The organism is Streptomyces asoensis (genome assembly GCF_016860545.1).
In the GTDB taxonomy this organism is placed as follows: Bacteria; Actinomycetota; Actinomycetes; order Streptomycetales; family Streptomycetaceae; genus Streptomyces; species Streptomyces asoensis.
In genome coordinates, this window is record NZ_BNEB01000002.1 from 2,162,032 (window position 1) to 2,185,422 (window position 23,391).

Below are 23,391 nucleotides of genomic sequence, written 5' to 3' on the forward strand. Positions count from 1 at the left end.
TGGCGGGATCCGAGACCGGGGGAGGGGTGGCCCGGCATGCCGGGATCAGCCGCAGCGGCGACCGGAGTTGATGCACGAGACCGCCTGCCTCATGAGCCGGTCGCTCATCACGTTGATGAAGTCGTTGTGATCGGTGATGGCGTTGTGCTGCTGACCCTGGAAGCCGTCGACGGCGAAGTTCGGCGCCGCGGGTGTCTTGTAGACGAGGCGCATCGTCAGCCGGGGGACGGCCTTGAAGCCCTCGGCGCAGTTGCCGCGTGCGTCGGGGAAGGCGACGTGGCTGCGGTGGTCGGCGCTGTCGGTGTTGCTGCCGTCCCAGCAGCTCTGGAAGGCGAAGCTGCGCACCACTTTGCTGCCGCGGGGGCAGATCGGGTACTTGTCGGTGAGTTGGACCTTGTTCTCGAAGCCGGTGCAGCTCCAGTGGGCGTTGGCGTTCTTGGTTCCGTTGGTGAACGCCTTGGCGTCACCGGTGATGATCCGCAGGAAGCGGGGCATCGCCACGACCTTGCCGGTGGGGCTTCCCTGGTAGGTGATCGTGACGGTGGAGGGCACGAGGATGGCGCCCCTGTTGCCCTCGGCGCCACCGCCGAGGGCGTTCCCGTCCGGCCCCCGACGGCTGGTGTCACGCAGGACGGGCCAGTAGTACGCGGACTGGTCGCCGTTGGTGCAGGTGGTGCGCTGGGCGCTCAGTGACTCGTTGGTCGAGTTGAAGTCCACCTTCTTGTTGCCCACATAGTCGTGGACGTGATGGGCGCCGTTGCTCACGCCCGGAGCCACGATGTCGTTGTCCGAATTGTGCTGCCCTCGTTCGTTGGTTCCGCAGCGCGAGGTGAAAGCCCCGGTCGAGGCGCCGGCGGTCCTGCGGACCGCGCGAACGTTCGGGGCCACCTTCGTGATGTCCACGAAGTCGGCCGCGGTGGGCCCGTCGTTGCCCTGTTGTCCGGCACCGGAGCCGCTTCCTTGCTGACCGGAGCCGCCGCCCGCGCCCTGGGAGCCGCCTGGCCTGCGGCTCGCCTCCCCGGCGCCTGACGGCTGGGTGCCGGGTGCGGCGAGGCCGAGGTTGCAGACGGCGAGGCCGTCCAGCCCCGCGGGCTTGGCGGCCGACCGCCCGATGGCGATGCTGATTCGATCGATGGTCGCCTTCCTCTTGTCCGCCAAGGGGCCGAGGATCGCGTTCTGCACAAAGTCGGGGCCGCCTTGTCCCTCGGTGTCGACGAGTCGCCGGCCGGCCTCCGCGGTCTGACGGTCCAGCAGGTGCAGGTTCCGCTCCACCTCGGCCTCGGCCTGCCGGGGGACCGTCGGCAGTTTGCTCCTCACGTCCGGACAGCTGATCGTCCGGGCCGACCGGGTCGTGGGGGCGGCCGCGGTGACGTCCGACGCGTTGGCGGCGTAATTCACGGCCACCAGGCCACCACCCCCCGCCAGTAGGGCCGTGACCGCTACGAGGGCGTTGCGGCGGCTTCGGCCGCGCCTGTGATCTGCTCGCATGAGAACTCCCGATTGCGCTGTGTGGATCCCTGACCCGGCGGCGACACGATCACTCGCCGCTGAGATGCTCGAGCCTCGCCCGAGGGAGCAGCACCCGGCAGCACTTCACGATGTGCGTCATGGACACGTAAGAACTGACGTCGAGAACGGACTCGGAGCCGTCGCAAGCAGCGGGAGCCCCGATTCAGCTCTCCGCGGGTCGGTCCCGGCTCCGGCGGAAGCGGGCACTGAAGGGGCCCGGTGGCCGAGGGATGCCCGTGCCCCGGTGCCCGGTCGGAGCCGCTCGTCGGTGGTGGAGAATGGTCCCATGCACGCCCAGTTCGACTATCCCGCGCTCCGTCGCGTCCTGGTGGGGGAGTATCCCTTGTGGGACGAGGCCCTCGCGCTCCTCAACCGGGACCTCTCGGTGACTCTTCCCGAGCAGGGGCCCCTGCAACTCGTGGCCCAGCCTTCCTACGAGGAGGGCGAGCCGGAGTGCGTCTACGTTGCGCTGGCCAGCGGGGAGTGGCACGGCGGTCACCTGTACCCGAAAGCGGCCGAAGACCTCGCTCATGCCTTGGCGATCGTCGCCGACGCCGCGCAGGACACCGTGTCCGAGTGTCTGTGGCAGGCATGGCCCCTGTGCGTCGAACACAAGCTGGGCCTGCATGCGCGCGAGGTGGACGGGCAGCTCGCCTGGTGGTGTGCCGGAGGGACGCCGGCTGACGGATCGCCCCACATCCGCGCGGCCGTGGGCTCGCTCGACACCCACTGAACCGACCGCACCACCGTCAACCGTGCTTCACTGTCTGTTCGTTCCGTCGCCGAAGCGTGCCCGCACCGCGGGGTCGTCGAGCAGGCGCTCCGGGTAGCCGGGGCCGGTGTGCACGGACATGTCCTCGTGGCGCAGCGGTTCGTCGCAGGAGGGGCAGACCACCTGTGCCTGGGTGTCGTGGCCGCAGGCGGTGTGGCGCATGACCACCGGGACGCCTTCCGCGCCGGACTGCCACCGGTCGCCCCACGCGTTGATCGCGGCCAGGACGCCGAAGAAGTCCCGGCCCTTGTCCGTCAGCAGGTACTCGTGGCGGACGGGCTCGCTCTGGTAGGCGCTCCGCGTGAGCAGCCCCGCCGTCTCCAGGCGCCGCAGCCGGTCGGTGAGGGTGTTGCGGGCGATGCCGAGCGACTCGACGAAGCCGTCGAAGCGTGTCTCGCCGTAGAAGACCTCGCGCAGCACGAGCAGCGTCCAGCCGTCGCCCAGGATGTCGACGGTGCGGGCGATCGAGCAGGGCCAGCCGTCGAAAGAGGTCCGCCTCATACCGCTCACCCTATCAGTCTCATCATGAGATGCACTTGTGCCGAGCGCCGTCCGTGACTACCGTCCAGTAAGTCTCGTCATGCAACTCAGGAGGACTGATGAGTTCCACGTCCACGGAGACGGCCGAGGTCACCGTCGAGCGCGACGGGCACGTCCTGTCGATAGGACTGAACCGCCCGGCCAAGCGCAACGCCTTCACCCGGCGCATGCTCACGGAACTCTCGAGGGCGTACGGCCTGCTGGAGTCCGACGACGACCTCTGGTGCGGCGTGCTGTTCGCCCACGGCGACCACTTCACCGCGGGTCTGGACATGCTCGACGTCGGTGCGGAACTGGCCTCGGGAACGTTCGACGCCCCCGCGGGCGGCCGGGACCCCTGGCGCCTGGACGGGCCCTGGACCAAGCCGGTCGTCGCGGCCGCGCAGGGCTGGGTGATGACCCTCGGCATCGAACTGCTGCTCGCCGCGGACATCCGTGTGGCCTCCCGGGACGCGCGCTTCGCCCAGTACGAGATCCGCCGCGGCATCTACCCCTTCGGCGGCGCCACCTTCCGCTTCCCCCGGCAGGCCGGCTGGGGCAACGCCATGCGCTGGATCCTCACCGGGGAGGAGTTCGACGCCGCCGAGGCCCACCGCATCGGACTGGTGCAGGAACTCGCCGACGACGGCCCGGCCGCGATCGAGCGGGCCACGCAACTGGCCCGGGTCATCGCGGAGAAGTCGGCCCCGCTCGGAGTCCGGACCGTTTTCGAATCGGCCCACCTCGCCCATGAGCACGGCGAAGGTGCCGCGATCGAACGGCTGCGCCCCGACATCGCCCGCCTCATCGCCACCGCCGACGGCGCTGAAGGCGTCCGGTCCTTCGTCGAGCGCCGAGACGCCGTCTTCACCGGCCGCTGACTGCTCGCCGCCCGAGCGACGCGATTCGGCGGCCGTACCCCACTCCGGAACCATCCCGGCCGTATTGACGTGCAGGTAGGGGAGTACCCGGGACGCCGCCCGGGTCGTGAGATGTCTGCGCAGGCCGACGGATGGATGCGGGTACGGACCGGATGGATGCAATCCACGACGACGTGGCGGAGTTCGCCCTGCTGCTGGCGCGTCTGAAGGACCGCACGGATCGCAGCTACGCGGCGCTGGCCCGCCGTCTGGGCGTGAACGCCTCCACCCTGCACCGCTACTGCGCCGGAGAGGCCGTGCCCCTGGACTTCTCCCGGATCGAGCGGTTCGCCGTACTCTGCGGTGCCTCCGCCGAGGAACGCGTGGAGTTGCACCGCCGATGGATCCTGGCAGTCGCGGCACGGCAACGATCACGCCTGTCCGAGGCCCGGCGCTCACCGCGGCGCCAGGGCACGGCGAGCCCGGCGGCCGTGTCCACGTCCGTCGGCCCCGGCGTCCAGGTGGACGCGACACCCGGACAGGCCGCGCCCACCGTCCCGGTACCGGGGTGGGCGTCGCCGGCCGCCAGGCCGGCTGCCGCGCCGCGTCCTCGACGACGTCCCGTGCGTTCGCTCGTGCTGGCGGCCGCGTGCGCCGTCGCGTTCGCCGGCCTCACCGCATCCGCTGCCGGGCCTCCCGTCGGCGGCGGTGGTCCGGCGTCCTCCGCCTCCACCACACCGAAGCCCTCGGCACCGGCCGCGCAAGGCGGCGGCGGCCTCCAGAAGGACCAGGCGGACGAGGCCCAGCCGCCGGCCCCGCTCACCTGGACCGTCAAGTCCCAGGTCTGGCAGCTCGATTGCGACCATGACTACGTCATCGCCAAGCCGCCGGAGCAGGTCCCGCCCCCGCCGACGTCGGCGGACGCAGAGGGATGGGCCGCGTCCCAGGCGGCAGTCCACGGACGCACCACCAATCTGCGGATCTCGGTGCAGGGACGCGGCGCCGCCGCCGTGGTCCTCGAGGCACTGCACGTGCGCGTGGTCGACCGGGTCACCCCGGCCGACCGCTCGGGTGCCGCCTACTCCATGTACGAAGGGTGCGGAGCCGTCCTCGTCCCCCGCCACTTCGCCGTGAACCTCGACTCCCGCCGACCGCTGGCCCGTCCGACGCCCGGCAACGACCCGGACCGACCGGCTCCCGCGGTCGGCTTCCCCTACCGGGTGTCCCTGCGGGATCCTGAGGTCCTGATGCTCGCCGCACGCACCGTGACCTGCACCTGCGCCTGGTATCTCGACCTCGACTGGTCCTCGCAGGGCCGGACCGGCACGGTGCGCATCGACGACCACGGTCGCCCGTTCCGTACCACCGGCATCGAAGGGCTGCCGCGCTACTGGTATCGGGACCACCGCTGGATCCCCATGACCTGAATATGTGTCAAGGCATGTCCCGGAAGCGGTGAGTGGCCACGCCGCGGCCGTTGCGGAGGTGGTGCTAGCAGGTGGAACTGCTGGAGATCTTGATGCCGTTGACGACGTAGGCGTTGGCGAACACCGTCTGGCTGTTCGGCGAGAGACAGATGGATCCCCCGCTCTGGAGCCGCAGGTACACCACGTCGTCGTTCCGCGTGTTCAGAACCCCGTAGTGCGGGCGGGGCGTGACCGACTGGTAGGAGCTGGTGACGTCCTTGTACTTCGAGAGCGGCGTGCCCGCGAGCAAGGCGTTGTTGTCCACGTAGAAGCAGACGTACGGGTAAGGGCAGCCCTGGGTGGGGCCCTCCGCGTGCGCCGCGGACGCGCCGGTCAGGGACATGGCCGCGACGGCGACACTCACCCCCGCGAAGCTGGCGGTCTTCCGGATGGCAGGCTTCATCGTTCCTCCAAGAACTCGGGTCGTCTTGCGCATCGGTGTGTCGGGGCCGTCACTTCGACATGATGAAGTCCAGGGCGAAACCGGAAGCGGTCGTCCAGTAGGTGACGAGCTGGCCGTCGTCCGCGTACAGCGTCGGGGCGGGCATGGGGACGTCGATCGGCCGGCCCACTTGACTGCCGGGCTGACGGCCCTGGAGACCGAGGGCCATGCTCTTCGCCTCGTACTCGTCCCTGGCCCCACCACTGACGAGCACCGCGGCATAGGCCTCCTCACCGGGAGCGAGAGTCACGGGAACCCCCGGGTCCGGGTCGCTCTCCTCGATCACGGGAACGGTGGTCCGGGCATCGGCCCCGAGCCGCAGCAGGGGGTGGCGATACAGGTTGCACTTCTTGTCGCCGGCGTTCTGGACGATCAGCAGGAGGTGCCTGGCCTCCTTGCTGTCCGCGGGCTCCTTGACGGCGGACACGCCCAGAGCCTCCTGGGAGCAGGCGGCGACGGCACCCTTTCCGCCGCGGGTGTCCGAGCCGTGCGCCACCGAGTCCCCGGCCGCGCCGCCGCCCGCTCGCGGGCCGGTGGCGGCGGCCTGTGCCGAGAGGCCACTCCCGAGAGCCAGGACGAGACCTGTGGCCACGGCCAGACGGCGGCCTCCGAAAGACTTCACGCTCATGTGCATGCTCCGTTTCCGATCGCTGTGAGGTCGCACGTGCCGGTGCCGGTGCCGGTGCCGGTGCCGGTGCCGGTGTGGGTGTCTTGGGGCAGCCGGGCCGCTCGGCACTTCAGCCGGTGCGACAGCCACAGCCTCGGATGCCAGCCGTGCCTGGGACAACAGCCGCCGGCCCCCTGCAACGACGGGACGATCCCACCCCCGATGACCTGCATGAATGACGAAGCCTGGGATGCCTCCCCGGGATGCGGTACCGCTGCGGACGCGCCCATCGGGGCCGGCGGCCGTCAGCCGCACCCAGGAACTCATGGCCGTCCGTCCTGTTCCTGTGCCGCCACGAGTGCTTCGACTCCGTCGAGGATCCGGTCGAGGCCGAAGTCGAGAGGGTCGGTGGCGGGTGCGTCGAAGGCGCCGTCGGCGACGGCCTTGACGAGAGCGGGGAAGCTGTCGGCGCAAGGTCTGGTGCCGCTGCGCGCCGCCCAGTCCCGTCGGCTCCAGGGCGGCGAGCGCCGTGTCGAGCCATCGCAGCTGTCGGGGGCCCATGATCTGGCGGCGCATCGCGGTGGCGGTGAGCAGCCAGGGGTGCGCCGAGCAGAGGGCGGCGCACTGCCGTGTCCACTCCCGCACGGTCCCCCGCCAGTCGCCGTGCGCCGCCCGGGACAGGTCCGGCGCGTCGGTGAGCACCTCTTCCACCAGCAGCTCGACGAGTTCGTGCTTGCCGGGGACGTACCGGTACAGCTGGCCCGGCTGGAGAAAGCCGGCAAGAGGAAGGAACTCGTCGCGATCACGGCCATGGGGTCGGACCGGACGGCGTGGACCGTGCAGCAGTGGGCGCACTACGCCAAGACCGTCGGTCGGTGATCACAGGCCGAACGGCCGAGCAGGCGTGAGGGGGCGGCGGGGGGTGGTGGTCAGGGGCCGGGAGGCTCGGGGTGGGGCGTCGGCAGCAGTCGGGACGCGGGGACCGACCGGCCTGTGCCTCCGGGCTCGTGGCACACCCGGGCGTAGCCGTACGCGCGGCTCAGCGGAGTTCTGAACTGATCTGCCGGTGCTGAGCGGTTCGAGCGTCGGCCGACGGCAGCGTGCTCTTCTCCCGTCGCCCGTCCGGCAACGTGCCGGTCTTCGGTGCCGCACCCGCACCCCGCCACAACGCGGACCTCGGCGTGCGCCAGCCCAGCCGCACGGCCGACAGCCGAAGCGCGAAGGCGAGCAGCCCGGCCGCCACCGCGGTGGCCACCCTGAGGGTGGAAGTGGCGTGCAGCAGGATCACCAGTCCGGATCCGAGCAACGCGGGCACGACGTACAGATCGCGGTCCCAGGCGAGCGACGACGGTATCTCACGCGCCAGTACCGAGCAGGCGACCCCGCCGCCCACGGCCGTGGTCACCCCGATGGCGACGGAGGCCGGGGAGTTCAGGCCGTGATCCAGGGCTTTGACGGTGCCGGTCACGCAGAAGATGCCCAACGCGCCCGCATCGGCCACGTGCCACCCCAGTTTCCAGGACTGGGCCCGCGAACTGAAGAACACCAACAAGGTCGCCAGGAAAGGGGCGGTCGCGCAGCCCAGGTCGGTGAACGCGACAGGTTCGACACGCAGCACCAGGTCCCGGAAGAGCCCGCCACCCACACCCGCGGACTCGGCCAGCAGCAATGTGCCGAAGAAGTCGAAGTCCTTGCGTGTGGCGATCAGGGCCCCGTGGACGGCGAAGGCGAAGATCCCGGCCAGATCGAGCGGATACTGAATGGCGCCCGCCAACTCGTGCATTTCGGAGATCACTTGAAGCTCCCTGGGCTCGGCCCGACGTCGGCCCTGCGATCCGGTGTGTCGTACGGCGAACGGCGCATGACGGAGATAGGAATCCTGAGAGGCTGGATCGGGGACTGCATGGACAGGTGCTGTGCTCGAAAAGTCGTCCACGCATCGGTGGGACGGTCGTGGGGACGCTCCCCGCGACGGCATCGGCCTTGGCTGACACGGCACGCTATCGAGGCGGCCAGTGGTCTCGCCCGCCGTGAGCAGAGAATGAGGTGCACTTGGTCCGTCACGGATCGGCCTGGCCCGTGACGAACCGAACGGTGCCGAGAATTGTCCGTCCAGGATGACGGACGAGGTGGAGGCTCCGCACCGGTCGGAACCTCCGCGCGCCGCCTCTCGATCAGGTCAGGCGGGCTCCGGCTGCCGCGAGGCGGGCGTGCCAGTCGCGCATCAGTGCCGCCGCGCCACCGTTGAGCAACTGGTCCACTGCTCCGCCGACCGCACCCGGCGACGCTGCGCCGTGTCCGGCGTCCTCCAGGGCTTGCCGCTGCTCCGTGCTGGGCGCGGGGGACAGCGAGGCGCCGCGCCCGACGAGGGCGTGACGCCGCCCGTCGATGGTCAGCACGAGAGTGCCGAACCGCGTCAGGCGGCCGGTGACGGCATGCGGGTCGACGTGCGCGACGGTGCCGAGGGACCGGTCCCGCACGTGCAGGCTGCCGGGGCGCAGCGTGACCAGGACGGGTTCGCAGCGGGCGCCGTTCCACAGGCTGCGCCTCCAGTGGACGATGCCCGAATGTCCCGTGTCTGTGCTCATGCCACCGATCATGGCATGCACACGGGACGGTCCACAGCCCGCCCGTCCGAGGGCGGTCTCTCCGGCCCTACTCGTCGAGGAACTGATAGGCGGCGCTCGGGACTGTGATCACCACGATGCCGTCGCGAACCTGCCACTCGCTCATGCCGTCGGTCTCGTGGCTGACGAGGAACAGTCCGGTGATCCGGTCGTTGTCGTCGTCGGAAGCCGGCACCCGCGCCACACGACGCAGTAGCTCCAAGAGCCAGTCGGTGGACTGCGCGCGCATCTCGGCCCCGAAGAAGACCCAATGGGTGAAGTTGTACTGCCTTTCGGGAAAGGCCCAGCCACCACTGTAGGTCCGATCGGGATCGTCCGCTCCGACGATCTCCTTCACCTGGATGAGCTGCCGGTCGTCGCACTCCAGCCAACCCCTGATCCGGACGAAAACGCCCACGACGACCGCCCCCATTTCCAGGCGCCACCCGCCAGGCGCCATCTGCCGGACGCCGACTCCGACGGCGTCGCACTCTAGGCATGACCGGATTGATCTGGCAAAACCCTTTACGCACCTCCTGAACGCGGGCCGTAAGCGCGCGCGGGGCGTTCACCGACGAGGACGGCACCCCGCGAGCGTCCCGCATCCGACAGCCGCGGAAGAGCCGAAGTATTCACAGCGGCAGCAGTCAGCGAAGCAGGCGCAGGAGGAGACGTCATGGCCAGGTGGACCCCGCGTCCCGATGGTGGTCGGCCGGAGGGGCGTGAATGCGTACACATCGAAACAGCCGAACCGGAGGCCACGCCGCAGAGCGTCGTGTGCCGGCAGTGCGTGGTCCTCGGTCACGACTGGGTCGCCTTGCGGGTGTGCCTCACTTGCGGATACGTGGGCTGTTGCGACAGTTCGCGCCACGGTCATGCCACTGCCCACTTCGAATCCAGCGGACACCCGCTGATGCGCTCCGCCGAGCACGGCGACGAATGGGCCTGGTGCTTTGTGGACGAGCTGTATCTCCAGCCGTGTGACGTCAGTCGAGCGTCCACTGGTTGATCTGGTCAGGCCCGGTGCCGGGCAGTCGGTGTGCCTCAGGTCGATTCGCGGACGACCAACTCCGTACGGAGGATGACATGGCGGTACGCCACCGACGGCTCCTCGATGTCCTCCAGGAGCAGCCGGATCATGGCCCGGCCCATCTCCTCCAGTGGTTGACGCACCGTTGTGAGCCGCGGTCTCGTGCGCTGGGCCAACGGGAAGTCGTCGAAGCCGATCACGGCGACGTCCTCCGGCACGCGCCGTCCCGCCGCGCGCAGCGCTTGGAGAGCCCCTGCGGCCGTGGTGTCCGACGCGGCGAGCACGCCGTCGATGTCCGGGTGCCGTGCGAGCAGTTCCGTCATGGCACGGCGTCCGCTGTCCTGCGTGAAGTCACCCTCGGCCACAAGGGACTTCTCGCCTGTCAGGCCGGCCAGTGCCAACGCGTCCTGATAGCCGCGCAGTCGGCACTGGCCGGCGTCCATGTCCAGGGGGCCGGTGATGGTGGCGATCGTCCTGCGCCCCCGTGACACCAGGTGGGAGACGGCACTGCGGGCCCCGCCCACATTGTCCGCGTCCACGTAACTGACGTACTCGTCGCCCGATCGGCGACCCAGCATCACGGTCGGCAACCGGGCCTCGGCGAGCATGTCCGGCAGTCGGTCCCCGGCACGCACGGACAGCAGCAGGACGCCGTCGACCCGGCTGCCGCGCGCGTACTCCAGGAAGCGCTTCCGGTCGGCGTCCGAGCGGACCAGGGTCAGCATCAGCTGCATCCCGATGTCCGCCAGCGCGTCGCCGAGGGAGCGGACGATCTCGGAGAAGAAGGGTTCCGCGAACATTCTCCAGTCGGGTTCGGTGAGGACCAGAGCGACGGCATTGCTTCGCTGGCCGGCCAGGGAGCGGGCCGCGAGATTGGGGACGTACCCCAGTTCCTCGATGGCTTGCTGCACGGCTCGGCGCGTCGATGCCTTCACGCCGGTCGCGTTGTTGATGACGCGGGAGACCGTGCCCCGCCCCACCCCGGCGAGGGCGGCCACCTCTTCCAACGTCGGCGTGCCGGGGCGTCGCGTGCCCATGACCACCTCCCCCATGAGAGAGCCGATCTTACGGGCCGAAGGAACCGGGCACACGCCTTCCGTGCGGAACCCGCGCTGTGTCAGCCATGGGGATATGGGGTGCTGCACGGTGCGGATGCCCTACCTGTTGCGCTCTTCGTCGGATAAGGCGGGAGCTCCGGGAGGGGACGATCTCCGGGAGGGGTGGCACTCCGGAGAGGGGAGAAGGTCCGGGAGGCGAGGAGGGAAGCCCGCCCGGGCGACACGTGGACGATCGGGCGGGCCTCGGAAGGGCGAAACGACCTGTGGGTCACGCGCTGGTGCAGGCCGTTCCGTTGAGGCTGAAGGCGGCCGGCTTGACGAAGCTGCCGCCGTAGGTGCCCTGGAACCCGAAGGAGACCTGTCCGCCCGGTGCGATGGACGCGTTGTGCGCGGCGTTGGTGGCCGTCACGGCCCCCGTCGACGACGAGACCGTGGCATTCCACGCGTTGGTGATCCGCTGCCCGGAGGGCAGCGTGAACGCGAGGTTCCAGCCGTTGACCGGGGAGGAGCCGGTGTTGGTCACGCTGACGTCGGCGGTGAAACCGTCCTGCCAGACGCTCGTGCCGTAGGCCACCTTGCACGCGGCGGGACCGGGGGTGCCGGGGTCGCCAGGCGTGCCGCCACCGAGGTTCACCGTGGAGGAGAACGAGTTCACGGCCAGACCGGCGCCGTTCTGCCACGGTTCGAAGCCTGCCTGAATGCTCGTCAGGTACCAGCTGTTCTGCGCGAGTCCGCGGGAGACGGCCTGCCGGACGAAGTCCATGACGTCGAAGTTCCAGCTGTCGATGGTCGACGGGGCGACGAAGGACAGGACGTCGTTGCCGCCGTTGTTGCCGGACCACACCTGCCACTGGCGTCCGCCCACCGTGGCGGAACCGACGGGCGAGCCCACCGGCTGCACGGATCCCACGCGGTTGAACCAGATCATGATCTCGGTGCGGTTCACGCCGTCGGTGCGTGGTGTCGGGTCCAGCCAGATGTCGTAGGCGGCGTCATAGACCGCACCGCTCACGTAGCTGTAGGAGATGCCCGAGGGCGCGCTCGCGATGGAGCTGAGCCGGGCCGGGAGGTTCGTGCCGGGCGAGCAGTTGGTGTAGTGGCAGCCGTTGAAGACGGACGGGTACGACTTCGGGGCCCCGTTCGTCGGCACCGAGCCGTCGGCCTGGGTGATCCTGAAGCCCGAGTTCGTGACGGAGATGCACTGGGTGGCACTGGTGCCCCAGCGGTTGTTCTGCACGACGTAGCGGCCCTGGATCGTGGTGCTGCCGAACTCCTCGCAGATCGTGGTGTCGGCCTGAGAGGTCGTGGCGCCGGTCAGCAGCGCGGCCAGCGCGACGAACGTGGTGAGCAGCGCACCGCAGAGCGCGCGCGTCCTGCGGACTTGGTGACGTGACGGTTGCATGCGGGTCCTCCGCTGCCGATGTGGGGGGCAAGGGCTTCTGCATGGGGTTGGGAGCGCTCCCAAAGGGCGGGCTCGCTGGGACTGTAGGAGAGGATCATGCTCCTGACAAGAAGGGCGGCTCGGGTGTCCTGGGGGTGATTCCTGAAGCGGTCGGTAGGTAGGTGCCGGGAGGTCCAGGAGGACGTGTTCCACGCTGCGCTGAATGCCTGTTGCGCGCCCGACCCTTGCGCACGCGGCCGGTCGGCGTGGGCAGAGGTGGAGGCGTGGCGGCCGCCTTGGCGGTCAACGCCCGTCGGGCAGCTCTGTGTTGGTGTCCGGGATCCATGATCGGTTCCTCCTGGCGGCTCAAGGCTCGGGGGAGCGCAACTCCTGGCCAGTGGGAGCGCTCCCATAATGGGGACGGGTGCGGCGGCGGTCAAGGAGCGCGAAGAGTTGAACGTGCGAAAGCTTTTAGTTGGCCGGAAGTTCAGCCGGACCTCTGGGCAACCGCGCCGCTTGGCGCTACGTTCCTCCGCACCAGTGGGAGCGGTTCCATCAGTCGACGCGCCGGTCACGGTGCCACACTGCAAGGAGTCGCTCATGCGACACCCCGCACCTTCATCTTTCCCGGCCACCGCACGCGCCGACTCGTTCGTCGCCGGCGCGGCGGGCCCATGACCAGGCCGCCGGGAGCAACACGCCCCCGCAGGGCGGAGAGCGCCGTCGCCGGTCAGCGGGGCCACGGCCTCCAAGCGGCAGCGTCGACCAGCGATGCCCGGCTGAGGTAAGGCAGTTGGCGACCCGCCGGCGGCTTTCGCCGGCGGGTGCGGCGCGAGCGACAGCCGGACGAGCCTCATCGCGACCGACGCGAGTGTCCGTTCGGGCGCTCCTGCCTCCCGAGGGGATGCTCTCAAGCCTCCGACAATGCTCGAACTCAATGGCGCCGGCGGCTCCACGCGTAGACCTCCTGGTGGGGAGCGCTCCCCAAAAGCGTCTCCTGACCTGCCCCACGCCTCCGGCCCCGGTGCCCGAAGAACTGCTCCTCCGAGTCGCTTCTGACCTCGGCCGCAGTGCCGAGCCGACCCCGTTCGCAGCAACGCGCGCAAGCACCTGCGCGGGCTGAACCATCGGAGAAACTGTCCAACCGGAAGGAAGCTCCTTGTCATGAGTCGCACCAAAACCTCATTGCTCGCAGCGCTCGCGCTCCTCAGTGGCACCTCGGCGGCCGCACTTGTCTCGGCGCCGGCCGGCGCCGTCACGGCGGCCGCGCCCTGCACGGTGGACTACAAGGTGCAGAACCAGTGGGACACCGGCTTCACCACCGCCGTCACGATCACCAACAACGGCCCGGCCAAGTCGGGTTGGTCGCTGACGTGGTCGTACGCCGGAAATCAGAGGATCGGTAATGGCTGGAACGCGAAGGTCAGCCAGAGCGGTTCGTCCGTGACGGCCGCCAACGAGAGCTACAACGGCACGCTCCCCACCGGAGGTTCGGCGAGCTTCGGTTTCCAGGCGTCCTACAGCGGCAGCAACGCCGTCCCGGCCACGTTCACGCTGGACGGCGTGGCCTGCAACGTCGCCGGCGGACCGACCGACCCGGGGCCGACGGATCCGGGGCCGACGGATCCGGGGCCGACGGATCCGGGGCCGACCGACCCCGGCCCGGGTGGGCCGAAGGCCGCCAACCCCTATGTCGGCGCCAAGGTCTACGTGAACCCGGAATGGTCCGCGAAGGCGGTCGCCGAACCGGGAGGCAGTCGCATCTCCAACCAGCCCACCGCCGTATGGCTGGACCGCATCGCCGCGATCGGCGGCGTAAACGGCGGCATGGGCCTGCGCGCCCACCTGGACGAGGCGCTGAAGCAGAAGGGCAGCGGGGAGCTCGTCGTCCAGCTGGTCATCTACGACCTGCCGGGCCGCGACTGCGCTGCCCTCGCCTCCAACGGCGAACTGGGGCCGAACGACCTCGACAAGTACAAGAGTCAGTACATCGATCCGATCACCTCGATCCTCTCCGATGCGAAGTACGCGGGCCTGCGGATCGCCACCGTCATCGAACCCGACTCACTGCCCAACCTGGTCACCAACGCCGGTGGGACCAACACCACCACCGACGCGTGCGTGACGATGAAGAGCAACGGCAACTACGAGAAGGGCGTCTCCTACGCCCTCGACAAGCTCGGCGCCCTCGCCAACGTCTACAACTACATCGACGCGGGCCACCACGGCTGGCTGGGCTGGGACAGCAACCTCGGCCCGTCGGTGCAGGAGTTCTACAAGGTCGCCACGACCAACGGGGCGAGCGTCGGCGATGTGGCCGGATTCATCGTCAACACCGCCAACTACAGCCCCGTCAAGGAGCCCAACTTCAAGGTCACCGACATGGTGAACGGGCAGACCATACGCCAGGCGAAGTGGATCGACTGGAACCAGTACGTGGACGAGCAGTCGTTCGCGCTCGGGCTGCGGGACAAGCTGGTCGCCGCGGGCTTCGACTCGGGCCTCGGCATGCTGATCGACACCTCCCGCAACGGCTGGGGCGGCTCCGCCCGGCCCACCGGACCCGGTCCGACGACCTCCGTCGACAGCTATGTCAACGGTGGCCGGATCGACCTGCGCCTCCACGCCGGCAACTGGTGCAACCAGAGCGGCGCCGGAATCGGCCAGCGGCCCACCGCCGCCCCCGCCACCGGCGTCGACGCCTACGTGTGGGTCAAGCCGCCGGGGGAGTCCGACGGCAACAGCGCCGCCGTGCCCAACGACGAGGGCAAGGGCTTCGACCGCATGTGCGATCCGACGTACGGCGGCAACGCGCGCAACGGCAACAACCCCACCGGGGCACTGCCGAACGCCCCGCTCGCCGGGCACTGGTTCCCGGCCCAGTTCCAGCAGTTGATGCAGAACGCCTACCCGCCGCTGTCGTGATCCGGTGACCAGGTGACAGACCGGGGCCCCAGCCTCCTCTCGGCTGGGGCCCCGACGCGTCGAGTTGCTTCGGAGCGAGCACGTACGCACGAGCAGTTCGGGTGAGGCGGCGCGGGGGGGCGGGGCTCGACGCTGTCCGGACCGGCCCGCGGTGTTCCGCCTGGCCATGGTGGTCCTCGGGCGGCTGACCGGCGTCTGGGTGGGCGTCCTTGTTCTTGGTAGGTTTTTTGGGGGTTTGTGTGGGTGGGTGTTGTCGGGATGGTGGATTAAGGAAACCGCATGCTCGGTTTCATAAGGTGGTGGGGGGTGTGGGCTTGCCGTCGGGCGGGCGGGTGCCGGTGATGGCGTGAGGGCGGCGGGGCGACAGCGGGCGGCAGACTTGCGGACGGTAGCGTCGTGCCCCCGTCCGTGCTCTGCCGTCGTCCGGCCGTGGTGCCCGCGCGTGCTTAGCTCTCTTGGTAAAGCGGGCGAAGTGCCGGTTTCTGTCGTCTGTTCGACCGGCGGTCTGCTGCCTTCGGTGCGCTGCTGTGGCCTGGGGGTTCGGGTGGGTGCGGGGCGGATGGGGACGCGGGGCCGGGGCTGGTGGTGGTCGGGTGGAGTTGGGGGGAACTCTGGTGGAACCTCTAAAGCGCGGGTACAGTACCAGGTGGACGGTTTTGTTCTTCGTCGGTTTCGTGTCGGGGTCGGCGGGGTCGGGTGAGAGGGAGGGACAGTGGCCCAGCAGGAGCGAGCGGTCAGGACCCGCCGTGCGGTGCTGGAGGCTGCCGCGACGGTGTTCGCGGAGCATGGCTATACGGCGGCGACGGTGGCGGACATCTTGAAGGCTGCCGGGGTGACCAAGGGTGCGCTGTATTTCCATTTCGACTCCAAGGAGGCTCTGGCGCGGGGGGTGCTGGAGGTGCAGGCCAATCAGCCGTTGCCGGAGCAGGAGATCAAGCTCCAGGAGTTGGTGGATGTGGCGATGTCGGTGGCGCACCGGTTGCGGTTCGATCCTGTGGTGCGGGCGGGGGCGCGGTTGTCGGCGGATCCGGCGGGGCGTCAGTATTACGGCAGTGCGTGGCCGGTGTGGGTGGATGTGATCACGCAGATCGTGTCGGCGGCGCGTGAGCGGGGGGAGACGCTGGGGCATGTGGTGCCCAGGGAGATCGCCGAGCTGGTGGTGGGGGCCTTCAACGGGGTGCAGTTGTATGCGCAGTTGGAGACGGGGTTGAAGGATGTGGAGTACCGGATCTCGGTGCTGTTGCAGCATCTGCTGCCGTCGATCGCTTCGCCGTCGGTGCTGATGCGTCTGGATGTGGCGGCGGACCGCGGTGAGCGTCTGGTGCGGGAAACGGCGGCGCTGGTCCCCGAGCTGGCCTGACTCCTTGGGCGGAGGCCGTTTCGGATCACGGCACACCTGTACACCGACGGAGGGGTGGCCGGCGACCCCGACTCGGCTTTCGAGCTCGCGCAGCTCATGGCCCGGCACGGCTGGGGGAGCCGAGCGGTCGACGTGATGAGGGTCCAGGCAGACATTTCCAACGGAGACGACTGGGTCCTCCATACGCTGGCCGCGCTGTGTCTCGCTCGAAGCCGCCGTCCGGAGGAGGGCCTGGCGCACCTCGACGCCTTAGCCGACGCGCGCGGGGGCGAGGAGGAGTGGGACCTGTACGGGATACGGCTGCCCCTGGGCGCTCCCTGAAGGCCTGGTCGACGCCGGGACGGCGAAAACTTGGTATGCGGAGCCGACGGGACCAGGTAACGTCTAGCTCATGTTCTTCCAGACGCTGATTTACGAGTGAGAGCGTGATGGGCCCCTGCTGACGTCCTTCGACGTCGCCGTGCTCGTCCCCCACCGATGAATCCGTAGATCACTTCATGACATTCCGGGAGAGCCCGTGAGCAAGAACATCAACAACCCCGTGGGCATGGGCGGCGGCCAGCGCAAGAAGCTGTCCCGCGCCGAACGGCAGAACAACGGTCCGCACCGCAACCTCGACCGCCAGGGTGCCGCCGACCAGAAGGCGGAGCTGGTGCGCAAGATGCGCGAAAAGACAGGCACAGGCGAGGACGCTGGGCAGTCGGGCGACAACAGCGCACAGAGCTGACGCACCGCCGCCGCAGGGTGACACCGCACGGGGCAGGGCTCGGACCGCGACACGTGGTCCGAGCCCTGCTGCCGTACCGGGCGCGGCCCGCCCTGCTCAGCTTTCGGCCGAGCACCCGCGTCTCAGACCAACCGAGCCAGCCGCAGATCCACCAGCCCGTCACCGCCACCACCCCGAGCTGCACCATCTTGGTGTTGTCGGACGAGCTCCCCCGCGGGATGTCGCCGGGCACGGCACTGGTCAGGTGGCAGGGGAACCGGTAGGGCCCCTCGCTCGGGCGTCCTCACCGGCTCGGCGCGCCGGCGCCGCCGAATTTACGCGCTGGTAAAGAGGTGGTTAAGAAATCGGATACCGCTTGTGTGGCGCAGCGCACCTCGTCTAGGGATCCGGGCCGAACGCGACGCGCCCCCGGACTTCGATAGGGGGATACCCCTAACTTACGGCGCGCGCCCGTCCCGTCATCGGCCAATCACCCGACCGCATGTGAGAGGCGGCCCACAACTGTTCGTCAGCGGGCATTTGGTGAGAATTCAGACCGGTGCCTCTTCGTGGCCGTACAGCGGAATGTGTGGTTCCCATGGAAACGGGACCGTCTACTTCGGTATCAAGCGGCAGATTGAGGTCGCGGTATCCGTGTTTCCGTCGCTGGCCAGGCGGAGGGGTCCGGTCCGGGGATGGTTGACAGTCGGATGAGCCCGAGGGTTTCATCGATCTGTGGACACGGGCGGGGGAATCAGCCGTGCGGACATCCGTCTCATCCGGGCGGAGCGGCCGAAACCACCGCCGAAGCAGAAGGCGTTGACGCTCTGTCATTGCCGCCGGTCCATCGGTGAAGGGGGATCCGGATTCCGTATGCTGATAGCCAGGGAATTAGAACTCGCCGCACTGAGAATAGCTCTGCGCGACAGTGCGGCGGGAAGAGCGAGAACCATTTTTGTCGAGGGAGCCGTCGGATATGGCAAGACCGAGCTTTTAGAAGCCCTGGCGGTATTGTCATGTGAAGCCGGAGCAATCGTTCTCCGAGCCACCGGAATGCCGTCGGAGGAAAGTGTTCCGCTGGGATTGGTGCGGCAACTCGTCCACAGCGAAGCCCTGCCCACCGAAACCAAGATCTGGCTCGAACGACTGCTGGACGAGGAAGAGGGGTCGACCGGCCCCGGCCTGCCCGACGGGACGGCCCAGGGCAGCGGCGCGAGAATGCAGAAGTTCTGGACGGCGCTGCGCACCGTCGCGCGCGACCGGCTCGTGGTCATCGGGGTCGACGACCTCCAGCACGCCGACAGCACCTCCCTGCAATACCTGCTCTACATAGCGGGCCGTTCGCGCACGAGCCGGCTGCTGATGGTGTTCACGGAGGCCCTCTACTACCGACAGCAGGACACCGCCTACCGCACCGAACTCCTGCGCCAGCCGAACTTCCGCAGAATCCGCCTGGAAGGCCTCGGCCCCGACGCGGTGGCCCGTTTCCTCGCCCAGCACCAGCCCCGGCTGCCGGTGGACGAGGAAACGACCGAGGAGTTCTACGCCGTCACCCGCGGCAATCCGCTGCTGCTGCGCGCCCTGCTGGAGGAGCGCGGGACGGTCACGGGCACGTCCGGCGACTGTCCGGACCCGGCGCCCGGGGAGACGTTCGCCCATGCCGTCCTCACCTGCCTGGACCGCAGCGGGCCCACGGCCGCCAAGGTCGCCGACGGGCTGGCCGTCCTGGGCGCGGCCACCACCCTCGACCTGCTCAGCAGGCTGTGCCGGCTGCCCCGTACCTCGGCCGCCCAGGGCCTGCGCGCCCTGCACGCCGCCGGCGTGGTCGACGCCTGCCACTTCCAGCACCCGGCCGTGAGCAGCCAGGTCCTGGACGGCATGGACCCCGAGCACCGCCAGCAGCTCCACCGCAGGGCGGCCACCCTGCTGTACGCCGACGGCGCCCCGGCCTCCGCCGTCGCCCCCCACCTGCTGGCGCTGGAACGCATCGACGAGCCGTGGGTGGTCGCCGTCCTGTGCGACGCCGCGGAGGAGGCGCTCGCCGACGACGAGGACGGCGTGGCGGTCGCCTGCCTGGAGCTGGCCCACCGGGTCTGCGACGAGCCCGACCGGCGCATCGAGATCAAGGTGCGCACCTCGGTCATCCTGCGGCGCAACCACCCGGCCGCCGCGGAGACGGCCGCCGAGGAACTGCTCGCGGCCGTGCGGGCGGGCCTTACACCGGCCCGGTACACGACGGCGATCGCGGACCTGTTCCTTGCCCACCGGCGGCTGGAGGAGGCGCACGAGGTCCTCGTCGGCGGGGCCCGCGACACCGGGGACGCCATGGTGCCGTCCGGGGCCGGCGGGTCCGGACGTGCCGCCGGCGGTGGCGTGCACGCCGGTCCGGCCGCCGTCGCGCCGGAACGGGGCACGGCGACTGCCCTGATGACCTCCATCGTCGAACGCCGCTACCCGTGGGCGGAGAGCCGGATGGCCGGCATCCCGCCCCAGAGCCGCGAGGTACGGGCCCTGCCGGCCCGGCCGGGCAACGAGCCGCCGTCCGTCCGGGTCTCCCAGCAGCCGTGGAGGCTGCTCCTCGGCCCCTGGCGCGGCGACTTCGTCACCGCCGCCGAGGAGATGCTGCAACGCTCCGCGCTCACCGACGCCACGATGGAGCCCATCACCAGCGCCATCAAGTGCCTGCTGTTCTCCGGGCAGACGAAACGGGCCCGCCACTGGTGCGACGTGCTCCTGAGGAACACCGCCCGGCGCGGCGCGGGCGGCTGGCACGCCATGTTCGCCGGGCTGCGCGCCGAGGTCGCCCTCGCGGAGGGCAACCCCGAGGAGGCCGAGCGCTGCATCGACGCGGGGCTGAGCCGTATCACCGAGCACAAGCGCAGCGTGCTGGCCTGCGGCCTCATCGCCGTCCAGGTGATGGCCCAGACCGCGATGGGCAAGTACGAGGCCGGCGCCCGCAAGCTCAACGAGCCCGCCCTGCAAGCGGTGTACGCGAGCGCCTACGGCCTGACGTACCTGCGGGCCCGGGGCCACTACAACCTGGCCACGAACAGCCTCGACGCGGCGCTGGACGACTTCATGGCCGTGGGCCGCACGGCGCAGCGCTGGGGCCTCGACCAGCCGGTGTGGGTGCCCTGGCGCAGCGACCTGGCCGAGGCGCTGCTCGGCACCGGCGAGTACAAGGAGGCCGAGCGGCTGGTCCTGGAGCAGATCTCCCGCCTCGACGACGCCAACCCCCGGATCCACGGCATCTCCCTGCGGCTGCTCGCCGAGGCGTCCGCACCGGGGGAGCGGCTGGGGCTGCTCACCCGCGCCGTGGCCCAACTGCGCCTGTCCGGTGACCGTCTGGAGCTGGCACGGGCCCTGTGCGACCTGGGCGAGACCCACAAGCGGCTCGGGGATCCGGCGCAGGCCGCGATGGCGTCGCGGCGGGCCTGGGAACTGGCCAGGGAGTGCGGCGCCGAGCCGCTGTGCGCGCGGATCCGCCTCGCCCACGGGGACGACGACTGGGGCACCCGCCCGGAGAAGACCGTGGTGGACACCCGCGAGGCCAAGCTCAGCGACTCGGAGAAGCGGGTGGCGGCGCTGGCCGCCTGCGGCTACACCAACAGGGACATCTCCTCTCAGCTGTACATCACCGTCAGCACCGTCGAACAGCACCTGACGCGGGTCTACCGGAAGTTGAAGATCGGCGGTCGCCAACAGCTGCCGATCGACCTTCAGTTCGACCTGCCCGAGACCGCGTGACATGAGGCCGCGGCGGCGGTTCCCCCACGCGCGGGGGCACCGTCCCGGCGGCCCCGCGCGTGGGCGGCCCGGCGGGCGGCTCAGCGGCCCGCGTGGACCCGGAACCCCTGCCCCGTCTTGTTCCCCAGATGACCCGCCCGCACCAGGTGCTCCAGGTAGCGGGCCGGGGCGAGCGACGCGTCGAGGAACGTGTCGTGCAGCGTCCGCTGGATCTGCAGCGACACGTCGAGTCCGACCACGTCCAGCAGCTTCAGCGGCCCCATCGGATAGCCGTGGCCGCCCGTCATCACGGCGTCCACGTCGTCCGGGGTGATGGCCTGCTCCTCCACGAGCCTGATCGCCCGGTTCAGGTAGGGGAACAACAGGGCGTTGACGATGAACCCGGCCCGGTCCGCGCAGCCCACCGGACGCTTGCCCATCGCGGCGGCCGCGGCGTGGGCGATGCCTGCCGTCCTGTCGGAGGTGAGCGCCGTGCGGACCACCTCCACCAGCCGCATCACCGGAGCCGGGTTGAAGAAGTGCATGCCGAGCACGTTCTCCGGGCGGCCCGTGGCCGTGGCGCACTCGATGATCGGCAGCCCGGACGTCGACGAGGCCAGCACCGCGTCCGGCCGGCACGTCCGGCCCAGATCGGCGAACAGGCCCCGCTTGACCGTCAGGTCCTCGACCACCGCCTCGACGACCAGGTCGCACTCGTCGAGCGCCTCCAACTGGGAGACGGCCACCAGCCTGCCCAGGGCCGCGTCCGCGTCCTGCCGGGTCACCTTCCCCCGGCCGACCGCCCGTTCCAGGGACCGCTCGACCGCCAGCACTGCCCCCTTGGCCTTGGCGTCGCTGCGCGCGACGAGCACCGTGGCGTGGCCGGCCCTGATGCACACCTCGGCGATGCCCGCGCCCATCGTCCCGGACCCCACCACGCCCACCGTGCGCACGGGGCGCGTGGACGGGCCGCCCTCGGCGGAGGGGGAGCCGACCGCCGAGGACGCGACGGTCGCACCGCCGGACCCGTAGTCGTAGAACCCGCGCCCCGCCTTCCGCCCGAGGAGCCCGGCAGCCACGTAGTGCGACAGCAGCGGCGCAGGCGCGTAGGCCCGGTCGCCGGTCCGCTCGTACAGCAGCTCCAGCGTGTCCCGGGCCACGTCGAGGCCCATGACGTCGAGCTGCGCCAGAGGACCCATCGGAAGCCCGCAGCCCAGCGTCATCGCCGTGTCGATGTCCTCCCGGGAGGCGTAGCGCTGCTCGTACATCGTCGCCGCGCTGTTGAGGTACGCCATCGCCAGTGCGCCGCCGATGAAGCCCGGGCGGTCCGCGACCCCCACCGGGGTATGGCCCAGGCGCCGCGCCAGGTCCACCACCGCCTCCTGGACGGGCCGCTCGGTCAAGGGGGTGCGCACCACCTCCACCGCCGTCGTGGGCACCGCCGGGAACAGATGCAGGCCGACGGTGCGGGTCATGGTGCCGCACAGCGAGGCGATCTCGGTGACCGACTGCCCGCTCGTGGTGGTGGCGAACACGGTGCCCGGCCCGCACACCCGGGCCGCCTCCCCGAGCACGGCGGTCTTGGCGTCCAGCCGTTCGGACACCGCTTCGACGACCAGATCGGCACCGGCGACGTCCGCCACCCGGGTGCTCCAGCGCACTCCCGGGGGTTCGGCACCGTCGGCGGCGCGTCCGGCGACCCGCCGCCTGCCGGCCGCGAGGGACGGTTCGTCGGCCTCCACGGCGGTGACCGGCAGCCCCGCCCGGGCCAGCAGGTCCACGAGCGCGGCGCCGACCGCGCCCACCCCTATCACCGCTGTCCGCGTGAACGTCTGAGCCATGGTGGTTGGGTCCCTTCGGTTCCGTTGTCCGGTCGGTGCGCAGACGCTGGGACCGCGGCTCGGCTCTCCGTCCGGGCGGCGAAGGCGGCGGGGATCCCCTGCGCCCGAGTGGGGTCAGCCCTTGTCGATGACGGTGGCGTCACCGCGGCCGTAGAAGGCCTGCATCTGGTCGACGAGACCGTCGTCGTTCACCCGGATCACCATCACGATGTCGACCCGGATCATCTTGTGCTCCGGGTCCGGCGGCGGATCCGACGGCAGCAGGCCGCTCTGCGCCATCGCCGGCCCGGCGAGCGGCAGGTAGTTGAACGTCGAGACCATGGGGACCGCGGCCCAGCGGCCGTCCTTGGACGCCACCGGCGACGCCGCGTCCTCGTAGGCGCCCGAGAAGACGGCCGCCGCGGCGCGCTGGCTCAGCGCCTTGAGCCCGTACTGCTTGCCGTTGCCGACCGGGTCCTCGAAGCAGCAGTCCTCCGCGTACAGCTTGAGCAGGCCCTCCACGTCCCCCTCGTTGATCTTCCGGCAGTGGTCCAGGATGAGCTGCTTGGCGGTCGCCTCGTCGGGCATGGGGTCTCCGGTCCCT

General features: G+C 70.2%; 20 protein-coding genes and 1 pseudogene. 9 read left to right on the plus strand and 12 right to left on the minus strand.

Translation table 11 applies throughout. From position 1 onward, the window contains the following. Positions 1-45 precede the first annotated feature (45 nt). Positions 46-1,404: a DUF1996 domain-containing protein gene (locus tag Saso_RS12555; protein WP_307822221.1), complete on the minus strand. Its 1,359-nt coding sequence runs from the start codon at positions 1,402-1,404 to the stop codon at positions 46-48. Between the two features lie 391 nt (positions 1,405-1,795). On the opposite strand from Saso_RS12555, the gene Saso_RS12560 reads away from it, so the two are divergent. Next, entirely contained in the window at positions 1,796-2,242 is a 447-nt protein-coding gene (locus tag Saso_RS12560; protein WP_189919432.1) for a hypothetical protein, read from the plus strand. Positions 2,243-2,269: 27 nt separating this feature from the next. Here Saso_RS12560 and Saso_RS12565 read toward each other — a convergent pair whose 3' ends face one another. Further along, positions 2,270-2,782, minus strand: a complete 513-nt coding sequence (locus Saso_RS12565) for a winged helix-turn-helix transcriptional regulator (protein ID WP_189919434.1) — start codon at positions 2,780-2,782, stop codon at positions 2,270-2,272. Positions 2,783-2,880: 98 nt separating this feature from the next. Between Saso_RS12565 and Saso_RS12570 the strand changes: the two genes are divergently transcribed. Further along, a complete protein-coding gene (locus Saso_RS12570) occupies positions 2,881-3,681 on the plus strand; it encodes a crotonase/enoyl-CoA hydratase family protein (RefSeq protein ID WP_189919436.1) in 801 nt (266 codons plus the stop codon). Positions 3,682-3,833: 152 nt separating this feature from the next. Continuing rightward, complete coding sequence (locus Saso_RS12575; protein ID WP_189919438.1) at positions 3,834-5,087, plus strand: helix-turn-helix domain-containing protein; 1,254 nt, start codon at positions 3,834-3,836, stop codon at positions 5,085-5,087. A gap of 64 nt (positions 5,088-5,151) precedes the next feature. Here Saso_RS12575 and Saso_RS12580 read toward each other — a convergent pair whose 3' ends face one another. The 3 genes and pseudogenes from Saso_RS12580 to Saso_RS39050 form a co-directional block, all read right to left on the minus strand. Continuing rightward, positions 5,152-5,529 (minus strand): hypothetical protein, encoded by a 378-nt coding sequence (locus Saso_RS12580; protein WP_189919440.1) that lies wholly within the window; start codon positions 5,527-5,529, stop codon positions 5,152-5,154. A 49-nt stretch (positions 5,530-5,578) separates the two neighbouring features. Further along, entirely contained in the window at positions 5,579-6,196 is a 618-nt protein-coding gene (locus tag Saso_RS12585) for a DUF4232 domain-containing protein (protein WP_189919442.1), read from the minus strand. Positions 6,197-6,715: 519 nt separating this feature from the next. Then, a pseudogene (locus tag Saso_RS39050) lies at positions 6,716-6,886 on the minus strand (TetR family transcriptional regulator); the annotation flags it as partial. Between Saso_RS39050 and Saso_RS38235 the strand changes: the two are divergent. Then, complete coding sequence (locus tag Saso_RS38235; protein WP_229901149.1) at positions 6,839-7,054, plus strand: hypothetical protein; 216 nt, start codon at positions 6,839-6,841, stop codon at positions 7,052-7,054. The pseudogene Saso_RS39050 and the gene Saso_RS38235 overlap by 48 nt on opposite strands. Positions 7,055-7,214: 160 nt before the next feature. Here the strand turns inward: Saso_RS38235 and Saso_RS12595 are convergent, their stop codons facing one another. The 3 genes from Saso_RS12595 to Saso_RS12605 form a co-directional block, all read right to left on the minus strand. After that, complete coding sequence (locus Saso_RS12595) at positions 7,215-7,958, minus strand: trimeric intracellular cation channel family protein (RefSeq protein WP_372442433.1); 744 nt, start codon at positions 7,956-7,958, stop codon at positions 7,215-7,217. A gap of 391 nt (positions 7,959-8,349) precedes the next feature. Then, positions 8,350-8,763, minus strand: coding sequence for a hypothetical protein (locus Saso_RS12600; protein WP_189919446.1), 414 nt, complete (start codon positions 8,761-8,763; stop codon positions 8,350-8,352). Between the two features lie 67 nt (positions 8,764-8,830). Next, the gene (locus tag Saso_RS12605; RefSeq protein ID WP_189919448.1) at positions 8,831-9,199 is read right to left on the minus strand and encodes a hypothetical protein; all 369 of its coding nucleotides are present in this window, start codon (positions 9,197-9,199) and stop codon (positions 8,831-8,833) included. Positions 9,200-9,457: 258 nt separating this feature from the next. Between Saso_RS12605 and Saso_RS12610 the strand changes: the two genes are divergently transcribed. Next, positions 9,458-9,790, plus strand: a complete 333-nt coding sequence (locus tag Saso_RS12610; protein ID WP_189919450.1) for a UBP-type zinc finger domain-containing protein — start codon at positions 9,458-9,460, stop codon at positions 9,788-9,790. 35 nt (positions 9,791-9,825) lie between these two features. Here Saso_RS12610 and Saso_RS12615 read toward each other — a convergent pair whose 3' ends face one another. Next, positions 9,826-10,848, minus strand: coding sequence for a LacI family DNA-binding transcriptional regulator (locus tag Saso_RS12615; protein ID WP_189919452.1), 1,023 nt, complete (start codon positions 10,846-10,848; stop codon positions 9,826-9,828). A gap of 289 nt (positions 10,849-11,137) precedes the next feature. After that, a complete protein-coding gene (locus tag Saso_RS12620; RefSeq protein WP_189919454.1) occupies positions 11,138-12,271 on the minus strand; it encodes a GH12 family glycosyl hydrolase domain-containing protein in 1,134 nt (377 codons plus the stop codon). Between the two features lie 1,143 nt (positions 12,272-13,414). Here Saso_RS12620 and Saso_RS12625 point away from each other — a divergent pair. From Saso_RS12625 to Saso_RS12640, 4 genes are all read left to right on the plus strand, one after another. After that, on the plus strand, positions 13,415-15,175 hold the full coding sequence (locus tag Saso_RS12625) for a glycoside hydrolase family 6 protein (RefSeq protein ID WP_189919456.1): 1,761 nt from the start codon (positions 13,415-13,417) through the stop codon (positions 15,173-15,175). Between the two features lie 712 nt (positions 15,176-15,887). Next, positions 15,888-16,535, plus strand: coding sequence for a ScbR family autoregulator-binding transcription factor (locus Saso_RS12630; RefSeq protein WP_189919458.1), 648 nt, complete (start codon positions 15,888-15,890; stop codon positions 16,533-16,535). Between the two features lie 517 nt (positions 16,536-17,052). Next, complete coding sequence (locus Saso_RS12635) at positions 17,053-17,262, plus strand: DUF6243 family protein (RefSeq protein ID WP_230426620.1); 210 nt, start codon at positions 17,053-17,055, stop codon at positions 17,260-17,262. Positions 17,263-18,114: 852 nt separating this feature from the next. Then, a complete protein-coding gene (locus tag Saso_RS12640; RefSeq protein WP_189928724.1) occupies positions 18,115-20,988 on the plus strand; it encodes a helix-turn-helix transcriptional regulator in 2,874 nt (957 codons plus the stop codon). Between the two features lie 80 nt (positions 20,989-21,068). Here the strand turns inward: Saso_RS12640 and Saso_RS12645 are convergent, their stop codons facing one another. Both Saso_RS12645 and Saso_RS12650 read right to left on the minus strand, forming a co-directional pair. Beyond that, the gene (locus tag Saso_RS12645) at positions 21,069-22,808 is read right to left on the minus strand and encodes a 3-hydroxyacyl-CoA dehydrogenase family protein (protein ID WP_189928725.1); all 1,740 of its coding nucleotides are present in this window, start codon (positions 22,806-22,808) and stop codon (positions 21,069-21,071) included. Between the two features lie 114 nt (positions 22,809-22,922). After that, complete coding sequence (locus Saso_RS12650; protein ID WP_189928726.1) at positions 22,923-23,375, minus strand: nuclear transport factor 2 family protein; 453 nt, start codon at positions 23,373-23,375, stop codon at positions 22,923-22,925. Positions 23,376-23,391 lie beyond the last annotated feature (16 nt).